The organism is Methylobacterium sp. WL1, from assembly GCF_008000895.1.
GTDB lineage: Bacteria > Pseudomonadota > Alphaproteobacteria > Rhizobiales > Beijerinckiaceae > Methylobacterium.
The window spans coordinates 5,071,358-5,085,564 of sequence record NZ_CP042823.1 but is presented as its reverse complement, the minus strand read 5'-3'; the positions used below and the strand labels follow the sequence as shown (position 1 = coordinate 5,085,564).

Here is a 14,207-nt window from a genome sequence, read left to right as displayed (position 1 = left end):
GTCGGAACTTCAAGTAGATTATCTGATTACGCAGTGGTAGCTCTGCTCACGCGAGCATCTCGGAAGATCATCCGGATGGGTTGATACGAGGAGATCCGCGTGGCCGGGCGTCGGAAGGTGCTATCGCCCGATCATATTCGGGCGCTGATCAAGGAAGCCATCGGCATCATCGAGGGCGACCACGCGATCCAGGCGGAAGCCGCCGCCGAGATCGCTGCCCTCGAAGTCGCACACACGTCGTCGAACACCAAGCCGAGGCCAAAGCGCTCGACCCGCATGTGATGCTGGGGCGCGTGCGGACACATGGGCCGCAGCCGCAGCTTCTGCACGCCCTCGATGATCCTGCAGACGATTATGCTGTGGCGCGACCATGGCCTGGTTGGCCGTCGTCAGGTGCTCCGACGCCAGACAAACCCACTTCCGCCGCTCCCGGCCGAAGATCGAACCACACTGAACTGAGAGTACTGAGCATGGCGTTGACACCCGACACCACCCGTCCGGCCTACGACCGCGATCTCCCCACTGCCAGCCCGGTCACCCCCGCGGAGGACATGCGCACGATGGCGGTGCACTCCATCTCCTGGGGCGCGGTGTTCGCCGGTGCTGTGATCGCGCTGGTCGCCCAGGTCATCTTGAACATGGTCGGGCTGGGCATCGGGCTCTCGACCGTCGACCCGGCCGGCAACGGCACCCCGACCGCGGGAAGCCTATCCTCGAGCGCTGGGATCTGGTTCGTGATCTCCGGCATCCTCGCCTCCACCGCGGGCGGTTGGCTCGCCGGGCGCCTTTCGGGCAGGCCGGCCAACACCACCACCGCCTACCACGGGCTGATCGCCTGGGCGGTCTCGACGCTGGTCGTCGTGTACCTGCTGTCCTCGGCGGTCGGCGGCGTCATCAGCGGCGCGTCGAGCGCGGTGTCGAGCACGCTCGGTGGTGCCGGCAACCTGATCGGCGGCTCGGTGAAGACCGCTGCACAGGCCGCCGCCCCGTCGCTGCCAGGCATGGATAACCCGTTCTCGAACATCGAGAGCCAGGTCCGCAATGGCACCGGCAATGATCCGGAGGCCCTGAAGAACGCCGCCGTCAGCGCGATGCGTGCGGCGGTGACCGGCGACGCCGCCCAGCAGAAGAATGCGCAGGAGAAGGCTGCCCAGGCTCTCGCCAAGGCGCAGAACATCCCGGTCGATCAGGCCCGGACCCAGGTCGCCCAGTACGTGCAGCAGTTCAACGACACGGTCGCGAAGACCAAGGAGCAGGCTAAGCAGGCGGCCGATGCCGCCGCCCGTGTCGGCGCACAGGGGGCGCTCTACGGTGCCTTGGCGCTGATCCTGGGAGCGCTGTCGGCCTTCTTCGCGGGTCGTGGCGCCGCCGTCGACCCAGTCGTGAGCCGCGCCGCGATGACCACCACGACCCAGCGTCGGGTGTGACCATGAGCGATCCCGCCGCCACCGAACCGCACCTCCTAGGGATGCTGGGCGAACACGCGGCGGAGATCGCCGTCGGCGAGACCGTAACGCTCCCGCTGATCGCCGAGACCGCCCGCATCGACAAGCGGGCGGTGGAGACCGGGCGAATGCGGGTCTCGACCCGGACCGAGACCACCGACCAAATCCTGCGCGAGACCCTGCACAGCGACATGGTTGGGGTCACCCGAGTGGCCATCAACCGGACGCTGTCCGAGGGCGAGGTGCCCCCGGTGGTCCGTGAGGAGGGTGGGGTGACGATCATCCCGGTCCTGGAAGAAATCCTCGTCGTCGAGAAGCGCCTCGTCCTCAAGGAGGAGGTGCACATCCGCCGGACCACGGCGGGTGAGGAGGTCGAGGTGCCGGTGACGCTGCGCAGGCAGCACGCCGTGGTCGAACGCGTGTCCCCGGATGGGCACGTCACGCAGCAGAGCATCCCACAACCTGCCGAGGAGACGAAATCATGAGCCAGACCATCACTGCATTGTACGACGTGCTGAGCCAAGCCGAGGCCGCGCAGGCCAAGCTGGTCGCCGCCGGGATCCCGCAATCCGCGATACGGCTCGTGCCGGGCAATCGGACCGGCACGAGCCGTATCGCGACCGCACCGGCGCGCGACGAAAGCTTCTGGGGGTCGTTGAAAGACATGTTCATGCCGGAGGAGGATCGGCATACTTACCAGGAAGGATTGAGCCGCGGCGGCACGATGCTAACCGCCACAGTCGAACAGGCGCAGATCGAGACCGCCTACGATATCCTGGAGCAGCACGGCTCAGTCGATCTCGACGAGCGCGAGGCGACGTGGCGCAAGGAGGGCTGGAGCGGCTACACTGGTGAGACGGCAGCGGGCGCGACGGCGACCACCGGTGCGCTGCGCAACCCGACCACGGCCGAGGTAGCCGGCGGCATTCCGGCGACGGGCGGCACGGCGGCGTTCGCGGCCGGTGGGCGCGATGGCATGGCAAACCGCGAGACGGTCGCGGGTACGGCGGGTGATACCGAGTATATCCCGGTGGTCGAGGAGCGCTTGAACGTCGGCAAGCGCGTGGCCGACAGCGGTCGCGTGCGGGTGCGCTCCTACGCCGTCGAGAATACAGTGAGCGAGGACGTAACCCTGCGCGACGAGACCGTGCACGTCGACCGCCGCGCCGTCGATCGCGCGCCGACCCCAGTCGATGAGGCGTTGTTCGCCGAGAAGACGATCGAGGCTACCGAGATGCGCGAGCAGGCGGTGGTGTCGAAGGAGGCCCGGGTGGTCGAAGAGGTCGGGATCCGCAAGCAGGCCGCTGACCGGGTCGAGACGGTGTCGGACACGGTCCGCCATACCGAGGTCGAGGTCACGGACGAGCGCGGTAACACCAGCCGCACGGGTACGACTGGAAGCACCACTGGGACCGATCCGCGCAAGCCGCTCTGATATCGCCCTGGACGAAAGCGGCGAGGCGACGGTGTGCCTGCCCCGCCGCTACTCATACTGAAATCGTCTTCCTACCTCGCACTCAAATCGAAGTTTGGGGTGGGCAGCGGCTATGATACACAACGCCGGGGTCGTCAGCCGGCGCTTGATCTGGCGATTGCCCCAGCATGTATGCAGAACCGGGATTTCACCACGATCCGACGGGGCATGAAAATTGGACGCTGCAGGCATAGTCGTCGGCATCCATGGCCTTGAGAACAAGCCCCCGCATGATGAGAAGTGGCGGTGGTGGAGAGCGGCTGTCGCTGAGGGTTTACTACGGAATTGCGGCCAGGATGGCGGAGAATTCCCGTTCGAGTTCGTGTACTGGGCTGATCTACGCTACGACTACCCGCTCCTCGGCGACGCCAACGACGAGCCTTACCGACCCGACGAGGAGTCCGGACCATTCCCACGCCTTGAGCCGGGATCTGACGCGAGCTTGAACGACGGTATCGTCGGTAAGGTCTACCGCGGCTTGGCCGCACTCCATACGGCGACGGGAGCGACGCCAATCGACGACGCGATCCTCGAACATCGCTTCGACGACCTGTGGCACTACCATTCCGAGACTCCGTTCGCCCGACAGGTCCGGCGTCGGCTCATCGTTGTGCTCGAACAGCATGCCGGGAGACGCACGCTCTTGGTCGCGCACTCGATGGGTTCAATCATCGCATACGACGCCTTACGCATGCTCGAACGCGAGGCGCCATCGGTGCGAGTCGAGCATCTCGTGACGTTGGGCTCACCCCTCGGACTCGCGGAGGTGAGGGCGAAGATCGGAGAGGAGAACGGTGAGGCTCGGGTCCCCAACAACGTGGATCGCTGGACGAACATGGCCGACAATCGCGACCTCGCCGCGGTGGCCGGTGAACTCTCGGACACCTTCGTGCCCAGCGACCGCGGTGTTGGCGTGACGGACATGGCGGTGGTGAACGCCTACCTGCGCCCGAACGGGTCAGCGAACCCGCACAAATCCTATGGCTATCTTCGGACGCCAGAGTTGTCTGAGCTGGTACTCGGCTTCACGTCGTACGAACGCGCCGATAGCGAGCAAGGGTAAACCGCTACTCTGACAATCGTGAGCAGCACTCGTGGCCAAGATCCCATCCAGAGGTTCAACGTAGGCAGCGCGGTGATAATTCGTTACAATATAGCTTGCATAATGGAATGGCTTCGCTGGAATTGGACGGCTTTTGTTGCCTAATAAAACGGCAATTATTGAGGTTTTTAGCGTTGATTTGGCATGGTTAGACTTCTTATCCCCGGCGATCTCTAAGATGAGATCGTTTTGCTCCCGCCACCGCCTCGGCCCCGTCCGAAGGGCGGGCGTCCTCCAATCGAGAACCGGGCCGCACTGACGGATATCCTGTTCGTGCTGCGCTTAGGCCTGCCGTGGGGGATGCTGCCGGCCGAGATGGGCTGCGGCTCCCGCATGAGTTGCTGGCGGCGGCTGCGGGACTGGCAGGCGGCGGGTGTGTGGAGCCGTACGCCTCTGGTGAAGGCCGCGGTTGAGAGCATCGCACTCAGCGGTGAGGCCTGACCTTAATGCTGGCGTTAAGGTCAGCGGGTCGGGACGATGCGGGGCGAGCTACTGGAGAACGCCGAACGGCGGCGGCGCTGGTCGTTCGATGACAAGGTGCGGATCGTCGAAGCATCGTTCGAGACCGGCGTGTCGGTGTGTTCGGTGGCGCGCCGGTACGGGATCGCCCAGGGCCTGCTGTTCACGTGGCGTCGTCAGGCTCGGGAAGGCCGTTTGGGAGGGGACGAGCAGGCCCCGGTCTTCGTGCCCGTCGCGATCACCCCGGAGCCGTCACTTCCTGTTCCCACCCAGCAGTCGGATGATCCGCGTGCTCCAGCGCCGCTGCGTCGGCCTCGGCGCAAGAGCGGCGTCATTGAGATCGATCTCGGCGGCGGTCGGCGTCTCAAGGTCGACAGGGACGTCGATGCCGCGGCGCTGCGTCGAGTGCTCGATGCCCTGGAGGGCCGATGATCCCGCTGCCGGCCAACGTGCGGGTGTGGCTGGCCACCGGCCACACCGACATGCGCAAAGGCTTTTCCAGTCTCGGCCTGATCGTCCAGGAGACGCTCAAGCGCGACCCCCATGGCGGGCATCTGTTCGTGTTCCGAGGACGGCGTGGCGACCTGATCAAGGTGATCTGGCACGACGGCCAGGGGGCATGCCTGTTCACGAAGCGGCTCGACCGCGGCCGTTTCCTGTGGCCCTCGGTGGCCGACGGAGCCGTGACGATCTCGACGGCGCAACTCGGCTACCTGCTCTCTGGGATCGACTGGCGGATGCCGCAGGAGAGCTGGCGTCCTGGCGCCCTGGGCTGAGGATAACGCGTTACAACACTTGAGGAATATGCTCTTCTCTCCAGCGGGTCGAATGCGCCCGAGCCCCCGCCGCTTCCCACGGACCTTGCCGCCGCCCATGCCATGATCCTGGCCGAGCGGGCGGCCCGGCTCGCCTCGGAGATCGCGGTTGAACGGCTGAAGCTGGAGGTCGCCCGGCTGCGGCGAGAACGGTTCGGGACCTCCTCGGAGCGCAGCGCCCGGATCGACCAGCTCGAACTCGTCCTGGAGGATCTGGAGGAGACGCTGGCCGAGACCCAAGCGCAGGCGGCTGCCGAGCCCGAAGCGCTCTCCGGTGCAGCTTCCTCAAGGCGCAAGCCCGCCCGCCGGCCTCTCCCCGAGCACCTGCCGCGCGAGCGCATCGTCCATCCCGGCCCGACGACCTGCGCCTGTTGCGGTGGGACGCGCCTTCGCCCCCTCGGCGAGGACGTCACCGAGACCCTGGAGCGGATCCCCGCGCGCTGGGCCGTGATCCAGCACGTGCGCGAGCGCTTCTCGTGCAGCGATTGCGAGACGATCGCGCAGACCTCGGCCCCCTTCCACCCGATCCCCCGCGGACGAGCGGGCCCAAACCTTCTCGCCGAGGTGATGATGGCCAAGTTCGGCCTGCACCTGCCGCTGCATCGCCAGAGCCAGCGCTTTGCCCACGAGGGCGTGCCGATCGACGTCTCGACGCTGGCCGGCTGGGTCGGAGCGGTGACGCGCGCCCTGTCGCCCCTGGTCGCCCGGATCGAGGCTCATGTTCGAAGAGCTGAGCGCCTGCATCTCGACGACACGCCCGTACCGGTCCTGGCCAAGGGCAAGACCTGCACGGGGCGGCTCTGGACGGTGGTGCGTGACGACCGTCCCTTCGGTGGTCCCGAACCACCGGCTGTGGCTTACTTCTACTCCCCCGACCGCTCTGGCGCGCATGCCGAGACCTGGCTGGGCGACTTCCACGGCCTCGTGCAGGCGGATGCCTTCTCCGGGTTCGGTCGGCTGTACGAGCCCGGTCGCAAACCAGGCCCGCTCCGCGAGGCGGCCTGCTGGGCGCATGCCCGGCGCAAGTTCTTCGAGCTGGCTGACCTGAGGAAGGCTCCGATCGCCATCGAGGCGGTGGCGCGGATCGACGCGATCTTCGCGGTCGAGCGCACCATCAACGGCCTGGGACCGGACGAGCGCCGTGCGCATCGAAGCGCCCGCTCGGCCGCCCTCGTCGCCGAGTTGAAGGCGTGGCTGCTGGCCAACCGCGCCAAGCTCTCGGCCAAGGCTCCGGTGGCGCGAGCGATCGACTACATGCTCAAGCGCTGGAGCGCCTTCATCCTCTTCCTCGACGACGGGCGCGTTTGCCTCTCAAACAACGCCGCCGAACGCGCGATCCGGCCCATCGCGGTAGGCCGCAACTGAACCTTCGCCGGCTCGGATGCGGGCGGCCATCGCGCCGCGGCCCTCTACACGCTGATCGAGACCGCCAAGCTCAACGGCATCGATCCGCAGGTCTGGCTCGCCGACGTCCTCAACCGCCTGCCTGACCATCCGGCTCTACGCATCGACGATCTGTTGCCGTGGAACTGGACCCAACATCAGCCCAGGCAGATTGCCGCCTGACACCCCATCGGAAGCACGACCGCGGCCTTCACCGCAGGCGTACGTGGAGCCGCCTGCATCGCGTGCTTCTGGAGCGCCTGCACGCAGTGGGTGAGATCGACTGGAACCGGGCTTGCCTGTCATGCAGATTGCCGGCGTCGATCACGGTCTCCATGAGCATGTTCTGCGCCATCGCCAGTTGCTTGCGTAGCTCGGCGTTCTTAGCCTTAAGGGTGAGCAGGATTGCCGCTACGTCATCGCCTATTTGGCACCCGCCGCTCGCATCCGGGATGTCGAGCGTAGAACTGACATAGTTACCGCGTCGACAAGGTGCTGGGTCGGGACTCGTCGGCGTAGGCCTCGTCAACAGCAGAACTCGCGGACGCGCGCGCCGCCGTTTTCTCCAGGTCTGCGCCCAGTCGGATCACATCCTCGTTATAAAACCGAGGATATGGAATATTTTTGGCTGGCGTTAACGATTTAAATTCAATATTCATTCAGACGATTGGTAAATCTATGGTGGCGCCAGTGCTGAATAACAACTGGAAATTGTTTCCGACATTTCTGGTGTGTGCCGCAGCTTCCCTGACCATAGCCGGTCACGCTATCGCTGGCTTGCCGGACCCGGACCACCTTATATCGCAGAAAGGTAAGCAGTTCGGACCGCGGGACGTGGCTCTGCGTATCGGTGAGCACATCACCATCATCAACGACGATGCCAACTTCGTCCACCATGCCTACGTCGACACCGAGGAGTTCGCGTTCGACTCCGGCGATATCGAACCTGGGGCCAGGACCGTAATTACCTTCCCGCAGGAAGGCGACTTCACCGTCCTGTGCGGCGTTCATCCGAAGATGAGACTCGCCGTCCGCGTTCGGTAGGCGGATCACCGCTGAGATCCACCCGCCGACCCCGCCTCAGATCACCGGCAGGCCGGCGACGCCTTCGTACAGGGCCTCGTGGCCGACGTAGTACAGCGCCAGGAAGGTTGCGAGCGCACCACCGTAGTAGGCCGGCGCCCACGTGATGTCGCGGACCCGCACCGCGGTGCGCACGTCGTCGGCGGCGATGCCGAGCAGCACCACGATGATCCCGGAATGCCCGATCGCGTCGACCTTGCCGAACTCGAACACCGCCGAGACGAAGATCGCGGCCAGGATGATCGCCGCGGCGCGTCGCACCAGCGGGGTCCAGAGCAGCGCGAAGGCCAGGGTGAACTCGATGACGCCGGCCGCCTGCATGAACAACTCGGGCGTCGCGCCCATGGTCATCTGTGGCTTGGCAGCGAGCAGCGGATCGGTCCACTGCGGGTAGGCCCACTTCTCGACCGAGGCCCACATCAGCGTGATGGCGGCGGTCCAGCGCACGATGTCGAGCGGACGCAGGCCGAAGGGCTTCAGGTTGAGACCTTGGCAGACGAGGTAGACCGCCACCCCGAGGAACACCGGGTAGTCGGCGAGGTGGAACACGCCGTACTGCGCGGTGGCGAAGCTGAATAGGAAGACGATGCCCAGGCCGGTGAGCGGCATGGTCCGGCGCCAGATCAGGCAGGCGGCCAGCGCGAGCTGGAACCACGGGATCCAGGCGATGTCAGTCTTGAGCTCCGGGGTGAGGATGATACCACCCATCCCCCACAGCGAGACGAAGAAGAAGCCCAGCGTGGCGCGGACCAGCAGCTCGGTGTCGGTTCGGACCCGGGAGGTCACACGATCCAGCGCGTTGAGCAAGGCGCCGCCCAGCGGCGTGCCCTCGGCCAGGCACCCAAACATTAGGCACAAGATGGCCAGACCAGCGAGCCACTCGAAGTCAGCGCACAGCACCTGCTCGAGGCCGCGCGGCTGCCCGGCGACGTCGTAGGCGCAGAACCATTTCACGTGAGCGCTGGCGGAGCTCGTACCGGCGAGGAGGGCCAAGGGTGGGGCTGCGAGGCTTGCCAGCGCGCGCGTACCCAGGCGACGCGTGAGCCTGAGCGCCGAGACCCGAACCATGATGACCTCGAAAGACGTGGCGGGCACCGCCCCGCCTACGTATTTCCTCACAAAGCTAAGCTTCGCGCCAATGAATTGTTAACCTATGTTGCGCGATGGTTAATAGTGACGCTGACCGTGAATTCAAAACACGAAGGCGTTCAGGTCGGCGCTTGGGATCTCGCCGCAGCAAGAAGCAGACGTCGGCCCAAATTAAGAACGTAGGGCAAGGTGAAGGTCCCACCTTCCAGAGCAGCGTCAGGCCTACGAGCCGTTCGACCAGCTCAGCAGATGGATTGAATTTTACGCATTGCCCGGCCGCTCTCTCACCACCTCACGTGCCAGCGTCGTGCCGCAATACGAGGCAGATTATGCGCGCTTATAGAACCGGTATGTCCGTCGTCGTCTTGGCTATCGCGCTCGCCGCGGCGGGATCGGCTCGCGCAGACCTGTCCAGCACTATCAGGATCGTGCTGCAGAAGGGGCGGCACTACGATCCCACTGACCTGTTCCTACACAAGGGCGACACCATTACCCTGGTCAACGGCGACGACAGCGCGGTGCATCACGCCTTCATCGAGGCCGATCGGTTCGCGTTCGATGCCGGCGACCAAGAGCCGGGCAAGCAGGCCACGCTGACACTGAAGCAGCCCGGGGACTTCATCATCCAGTGCGGCATCCACCCGAAGATGAAGCTTACCCTACACGTACAGTAGCTGCTGACCTCCACGGCGCGCGGCGCTCACGCATTCGTTTAGGCTACGGGCCTGAACGCTGTAGCCACGGGCTGGAACGCTCGGATGAGATCGTCGTCCAATTGCCCGGTCATGCTCTGCAGAAGACCATAGGCCTTCTGGCCTGACATTGCTGGCCGGTACGGACGCAGCTCGATCAGCGCCCCGTAGACGTCGCAGACCGTCACCAAGCGCACGAAGTCCGGGATCTCCCATCCCCGGAGGCTATCGGGGTAACCGCTCCCATCGATCATCTCGTGGTGGGAGCGGACAGCCGCGAGCAGTTCGTCGCTGAAGCCGGCGGCCACGAGCATGGCATGACCGCGCTGCGCATGCGTTCGCATCACCGCCATCTCCGAATGAGTGAGCTGGCCCGGTTTATTCAGGATCTCGACGGGGATGTGGATCTTGCCGACATCGTGCAGCAGGGCGGCCCGCGTCAGGCGATGGCGATCAGCTGGGCGTAAGCCGAGTGCCCCTGAGAACGCCGCGGCGAGGGCGGCGACCAACAGGCAGTGTTGGTGCGTGGCATCGTCGAACTGCTGAACCGCTCGGACCCAGTCGTGGATGCCGATGTCACCGACGGCACGCACGACCAGGTCGGTGCCGATATCGGCCGTAGCGGGCGTGATCGATCGACTGGAGAACAGCGCGTGCTGGAAGAACTGTCGAGCTTCGACGGCTCGGGTTCGTGCGAGCACTGGGATCGATGTTCCCTGCAGGCGGTCCACGGCTTCGAGCATCTGTCGCACCCCGGCCGTGGCTGTAGCGCCCAGAACCTGAGCCTGAGCCTCTGCACGGGCGGCATTACCGTGAACGAGGAAGAGGTATGGGACGCCCTCACCTCGGAGCTGAGCCAGGATGCGGCGCAGGCGAACGATAGCGGCGGAGGTGAGCCCCCCGACATCGCTGACGATCAGAGCAGGAGCTATGGCTGGCACTGCGTCGTCGTACAGGTCGTGAACCTGACACCGCCCGCGCGCGCCGAGATCCCGGGACAGACGCTCGCCGCGAGCGACGTCGTCGGTAATCAGCAGAAGCTCGCTCATCGGTATCCATCGCCGGTCATCGGAAGCTCAGCGCAAATTTGAACGTCAGCCATCCTGATGCCCCGCGGCAAACGGGAATGGCGCTAACCCGGCGGCAGACCTCGCTCTGTTGTCGTCCTGCAGGCCTGACCTCGTTGAATGAGCAAGTCGATTAGAGCCAACGCTTCACGTGTCCTATCCCGCAAGTCTACGTTGATGCCAGCGATCCGGGTATCGCAGCTTGGTGCCCGCGCCTCCAGATCAGCCAGGATCGCGACCAACTTGGCCCGCTGTCCACGAAGCAGCGCCAGAATGGCGTCGAGACGCGCGACCGAGAGGTTCGAGGCTTGCCCCTCGACCAGCAGTTCCACCGCCGCGGCATCAAAACGAATGAGGGCGGATGCCTCGTCGCGCTTCAACCGCAGAGGGACGATCGTTCCGGTCACGACCCACGAACCTTGGGATCATCATCGCCCGTTCGATATGGTCCCTGGCGCAGGCCCTGCTTCAGCACGTGCTGAAGTGCCGTGGCTCGATCCACCGCCCAGTCGAGATCCCGATATGGGGCCATCCGGTCACCGAATGCCCGATCGATACGTGCGCAGCTCGCCGCGTACGACTCCGTCGGTTCTTCGACCGCTTCGCGCACGAGATCCGAGAGAGCATCGTCGAGGCTACGCCGCACGGCAGCGCTAACTTCCGATAGCTGAGCCCAGTCATGCTCGAGGATGGGGGCGGTGAAATCAGGGGGCTGGGCCATCGTCACGCGACCGCCCGTGCGGCTTCCCGAACCTGCCGCGTGGCGGCATCGACCCGCTCGCCCGCCCGGGCTATCGCCTCCATGCCGCCGGCGATCGTGGTTACGCCGTTCGCGGCCGTATGCATGCTCCCCGACATCTCGCGCGTAACCGCGGATTGCTCCTCGACCGCCGCCGCGATCGCCGCCGAAACCTCGTCGAGCTGACCGATGGTGCCCCGGATCGAACCGATCGCCTCGACCGCTTCGCGAGTCGCCGCCTGCGTCGCGGTGATCTGCCCGCGGATCTGGTCGGTCGCCTTGGCGGTCTGCTCGGCCAGGGCCTTCACCTCCGACGCGACCACTGCGAAGCCCTTGCCGGCTACACCGGCACGTGCCGCCTCAATGGTGGCGTTGAGCGCCAACAGGTTCGTCTGTGAAGCGATGCCCTGGATCAGCGCAACCACGTCGCCGATCTGCGCCGCCTGCCCACTCAACCCCGCCACGATGCTTCCCGTGCGTCGGGCCTGCTCGACCGCCTCACCGGCCATGCGTGCGGCTTGGGTGACCTGCTGGCTGATCTCGTCGACCGAGGCCGAGAGCTCCTCCGCCCCCGAAGCGACGCACTGGATGTCGTTCGAGACCTGTCCGACCGCACCGACGGCCTCCGCGGTCTGCCGGGTGACGTCGTCGACCGCAGAGCCGATAGCATCGAGGTCGGCACCGATCATCCGCTGCGCCTCGGTCCGGCGCTGACGCTCGTGCACCTGCGCGGTGATATCGGCAGCGAACTTGACCACCTGCAGCACCGTGCCGTCGACATCCTTGATCGGGCTGTAGGTCGCCTGGATCCAGACCTCGCGCCCGCCTTTAGCGATGCGTCGGAACTCGCCCGCTGCGAACTCGCCGCGTCCGAGGTGATCCCAGAACCCGCGATAGGCCGCCCCCGACTGTTCGGCGGCATCGACGAACACGCTGTGGTGGCGACCCACGATCTCGTCGAGGCGATACCCGACGGCGTCGAGAAAGTTCTGGTTGGCTTCCAGGATCGTGCCGGCTGGATCGAACGCGATCACTGCCTGCGAGCGGTGCAGGGCGGTGATCTGCCCGTCGAGATCGAGCGCGCGCATCTTCTGGGCGGTGATATCGGCGGCGAACTTGACCACCTTGACCACCCGGCCGGCGCGGTCGAGCACCGGGTTGTAGCTTGCCTGGATCCAGACAGGTCGACCGCCCTTGGCGATGCGCTTGAACTCGGCGGACTGGAAGCTTCCCTGCCGCAGCGCGTCCCAGAACGCGCGGTACTCGGCGCTGTCGCGGTGTGCCGCCTCGACGAACATGGCATGATGCTGCCCCCGTACCTCAGCCAGGATGTAGCCCATCGCCGTCAAGAAGTTGGCGTTGGCGGTAAGGATGGTGCCGTCGGGCTGGAACTCGATGACCGCCTGTGAACGGTCGAGCGCATCGAGTTTGGCCGCGAGATCGGCGTGCGCACGCATTCCACCGAACATGGCATCACTCCCAGGATCGTTGAGGCTGCTCGACGACACCCAGGAGCCCAACGGCCTACGGTGCAGCCCACCGGCGCGTCACTCAAATGTGGCACCGTTGTCTAGATACTAGAGGAAGAAAGTTATTTATGCCTTAACGTGGCGATGCTCCCGGATCCGAGAGCTAATTTTGACACAGTTTATATTCCAGAAAACAGTAATCACGCTGCCGTGAACCGCACAGATACAACTTATGAGTGTTCAAAGATGCTGAGCGCGCGCAGTACCGCAGTTTGTCCGTCGTCAGATGATTTGGGACATTCAGCGGTGTTCAGGAGCGGAGGCTCTGGTCCATCTGGGGTGAGAGGTTAGGCGGCCTGCGCGTGGTGGCGCAAGCGGCGATCCATCAGGGTCTGGCGCTTGATGCGTTCCCGCTCGGCCAGGATCCCTTCGCCGCGTCCGAAGTAGACGTCAGCGGGCGTGAGGTTGCTCAGGCTCTCATGGGCTCGGGCATGGTTGTAGTGTTCGACGAAGTCGGCAACCTGCGTCTCCAACTCGCCGGGCAAGTACGCGTGTTCGAGCAGGATGCGGTTCTTGAGTGTCTGATGCCAACGCTCGATCTTGCCCTGCGTTTGAGGATGGCATGGCGCACCGCGGATGTGGGTCATGCCCCGAATGCCGAGCCAGTCAGCCAGGTCGCTGGCGACGTAGCTCGGCCCGTTGTCGGAGAGCAGGCGTGGCCGCGGCATCACCCGCGCCTGATCGAGCCCAGCCGCACCCAGCGCCAGGTCGAGCGTGGCGGTGACTTCGCTGGCCTGCATCGTCGTGCACAGCTTCCAGGCGACGATGTAGTGTGAGAAGTCGTCCAGGACGGTCGACAGGTAGTACCAGCCCCAGCCAACGACCTTCAGATAGGCGAAGTCCGTCTGCCAAAGCTGGTTGGGCGCGGTGGTCTTATCACGGAACTCGTCAGCGGCCTCGATGACGATATAGGCCGGGCTGGTGATCAGGTCCTGAGATTTGAGCAACCGGTAGACCGTCGCTTCCGAGACGAAGTAGCGGTGCTCGTCGGTGAAGCGCACCGCCAGCTCACGCGGACTGAGTTCAGGCTGCTCCAGAGCCAAGGCAACGATCTGCTCGCGGATCTCTGCAGGTAGACGGTTCCAGACCCGGCTCGGCTGCGAAGGATGGTCATTCAACGCCTCGGGGCCGCCGCGCTGGTAGGCGTCGTACCAGCGGTAGAACGTCGAGCGCGTGATGCCGAGCTTGTCCAGGGTGGCACGCACCGGCAGGTGGGATTGCTCGACCAGCCGGATGATCTCCAGCTTCTCGGGGGCCGGGTACCTCATGCCTCGTCGCCCCCAGCCCCGCTCATGCTTATGGGATGGCCCGCCCCTCACCGAACCGTTGG

Annotated in this window: 14 protein-coding genes and 3 pseudogenes; 11 read left to right on the top strand and 6 right to left on the bottom strand. The window is 65.2% G+C overall.

The genetic code is table 11. The features are described from left to right. Nucleotides 1-99 precede the first annotated feature (99 nt). The 10 genes and pseudogenes from FVA80_RS24830 to FVA80_RS24780 all read left to right on the top strand — a co-directional run bounded on the left by FVA80_RS24830 (nt 100) and on the right by FVA80_RS24780 (nt 7,722). Nucleotides 100-282 carry a hypothetical protein gene (locus tag FVA80_RS24830; protein ID WP_147909166.1) on the top strand — a complete coding sequence of 61 codons (183 nt, stop codon included), beginning with the start codon at nt 100-102 and terminating at the stop codon, nt 280-282. Between the two features lie 269 nt (nt 283-551). After that, nucleotides 552-1,427, top strand: coding sequence for a PhnA-like protein (locus FVA80_RS24825; protein WP_246692459.1), 876 nt, complete (start codon nt 552-554; stop codon nt 1,425-1,427). 2 nt (nt 1,428-1,429) lie between these two features. Then, on the top strand, nt 1,430-1,930 hold the full coding sequence (locus FVA80_RS24820; RefSeq protein WP_147909168.1) for a YsnF/AvaK domain-containing protein: 501 nt from the start codon (nt 1,430-1,432) through the stop codon (nt 1,928-1,930). After that, nucleotides 1,927-2,880 carry a YsnF/AvaK domain-containing protein gene (locus FVA80_RS24815; RefSeq protein ID WP_147909169.1) on the top strand — a complete coding sequence of 318 codons (954 nt, stop codon included), beginning with the start codon at nt 1,927-1,929 and terminating at the stop codon, nt 2,878-2,880. The genes FVA80_RS24820 and FVA80_RS24815 overlap by 4 nt, the downstream gene beginning before the upstream one ends. Before the next feature lie 214 nt (nt 2,881-3,094). Then, nucleotides 3,095-3,982, top strand: a complete 888-nt coding sequence (locus FVA80_RS24810) for a hypothetical protein (RefSeq protein WP_147909170.1) — start codon at nt 3,095-3,097, stop codon at nt 3,980-3,982. A 222-nt stretch (nt 3,983-4,204) separates the two neighbouring features. After that, nucleotides 4,205-4,408: pseudogene (locus FVA80_RS24805) on the top strand (transposase); the annotation flags it as partial. A gap of 90 nt (nt 4,409-4,498) precedes the next feature. Then, entirely contained in the window at nt 4,499-4,912 is a 414-nt protein-coding gene (locus FVA80_RS24800) for a transposase (protein WP_053609154.1), read from the top strand. Continuing rightward, entirely contained in the window at nt 4,909-5,256 is a 348-nt protein-coding gene (gene tnpB / locus FVA80_RS24795; protein WP_147909171.1) for an IS66 family insertion sequence element accessory protein TnpB, read from the top strand. Before FVA80_RS24800 ends, tnpB begins: the two co-directional genes overlap by 4 nt. 102 nt (nt 5,257-5,358) lie before the next feature. Continuing rightward, nucleotides 5,359-6,861 (top strand): annotated as a pseudogene (locus FVA80_RS24790) (IS66 family transposase). 441 nt (nt 6,862-7,302) lie between these two features. Continuing rightward, complete coding sequence (locus FVA80_RS24780) at nt 7,303-7,722, top strand: methylamine utilization protein (protein ID WP_243959863.1); 420 nt, start codon at nt 7,303-7,305, stop codon at nt 7,720-7,722. A 36-nt stretch (nt 7,723-7,758) separates the two neighbouring features. Here FVA80_RS24780 and FVA80_RS24775 read toward each other — a convergent pair whose 3' ends face one another. Next, nucleotides 7,759-8,829 (bottom strand): hypothetical protein, encoded by a 1,071-nt coding sequence (locus FVA80_RS24775; protein ID WP_246692458.1) that lies wholly within the window; start codon nt 8,827-8,829, stop codon nt 7,759-7,761. A gap of 371 nt (nt 8,830-9,200) precedes the next feature. Here FVA80_RS24775 and FVA80_RS24770 point away from each other — a divergent pair, with 371 nt between their 5' ends. Beyond that, entirely contained in the window at nt 9,201-9,524 is a 324-nt protein-coding gene (locus FVA80_RS24770; RefSeq protein ID WP_243959862.1) for a cupredoxin domain-containing protein, read from the top strand. A gap of 38 nt (nt 9,525-9,562) precedes the next feature. Here the strand turns inward: FVA80_RS24770 and FVA80_RS24765 are convergent, their stop codons facing one another. The 5 genes and pseudogenes from FVA80_RS24765 to FVA80_RS24740 form a co-directional block, all read right to left on the bottom strand. Further along, nucleotides 9,563-10,591, bottom strand: coding sequence for an HD domain-containing phosphohydrolase (locus tag FVA80_RS24765; protein WP_147909174.1), 1,029 nt, complete (start codon nt 10,589-10,591; stop codon nt 9,563-9,565). Between the two features lie 83 nt (nt 10,592-10,674). Next, nucleotides 10,675-11,016 carry a hypothetical protein gene (locus FVA80_RS24760; protein ID WP_147909175.1) on the bottom strand — a complete coding sequence of 114 codons (342 nt, stop codon included), beginning with the start codon at nt 11,014-11,016 and terminating at the stop codon, nt 10,675-10,677. Beyond that, nucleotides 11,013-11,336, bottom strand: coding sequence for a hypothetical protein (locus FVA80_RS24755; protein ID WP_147909176.1), 324 nt, complete (start codon nt 11,334-11,336; stop codon nt 11,013-11,015). Before FVA80_RS24755 ends, FVA80_RS24760 begins: the two co-directional genes overlap by 4 nt. Then, nucleotides 11,333-12,817: a PAS domain-containing methyl-accepting chemotaxis protein gene (locus FVA80_RS24750; protein ID WP_147909177.1), complete on the bottom strand. Its 1,485-nt coding sequence runs from the start codon at nt 12,815-12,817 to the stop codon at nt 11,333-11,335. Before FVA80_RS24750 ends, FVA80_RS24755 begins: the two co-directional genes overlap by 4 nt. Nucleotides 12,818-13,164: 347 nt before the next feature. Beyond that, a pseudogene (locus tag FVA80_RS24740) lies at nt 13,165-14,175 on the bottom strand (IS3 family transposase); the annotation flags it as partial. Nucleotides 14,176-14,207 lie beyond the last annotated feature (32 nt).

What these genes read in the sequence shown, in the direction of transcription:
- FVA80_RS24825 (WP_246692459.1), top strand. Translation starts at nt 552, where the DNA reads ATGCGCACGATGGCGGTGCACTCCATCTCCTGGGGCGCGGTGTTCGCC.
- FVA80_RS24820 (WP_147909168.1), top strand. Translation starts at nt 1,430, where the DNA reads ATGAGCGATCCCGCCGCCACCGAACCGCACCTCCTAGGGATGCTGGGC.
- FVA80_RS24815 (WP_147909169.1), top strand. Translation starts at nt 1,927, where the DNA reads ATGAGCCAGACCATCACTGCATTGTACGACGTGCTGAGCCAAGCCGAG.
- FVA80_RS24800 (WP_053609154.1), top strand. Translation starts at nt 4,499, where the DNA reads ATGCGGGGCGAGCTACTGGAGAACGCCGAACGGCGGCGGCGCTGGTCG.
- tnpB (WP_147909171.1), top strand. Translation starts at nt 4,909, where the DNA reads ATGATCCCGCTGCCGGCCAACGTGCGGGTGTGGCTGGCCACCGGCCAC.
- FVA80_RS24775 (WP_246692458.1), bottom strand. Translation starts at nt 8,829, where the DNA reads ATGGTTCGGGTCTCGGCGCTCAGGCTCACGCGTCGCCTGGGTACGCGC.
- FVA80_RS24770 (WP_243959862.1), top strand. Translation starts at nt 9,201, where the DNA reads ATGTCCGTCGTCGTCTTGGCTATCGCGCTCGCCGCGGCGGGATCGGCT.
- FVA80_RS24765 (WP_147909174.1), bottom strand. Translation starts at nt 10,591, where the DNA reads ATGAGCGAGCTTCTGCTGATTACCGACGACGTCGCTCGCGGCGAGCGT.
- FVA80_RS24750 (WP_147909177.1), bottom strand. Translation starts at nt 12,817, where the DNA reads ATGTTCGGTGGAATGCGTGCGCACGCCGATCTCGCGGCCAAACTCGAT.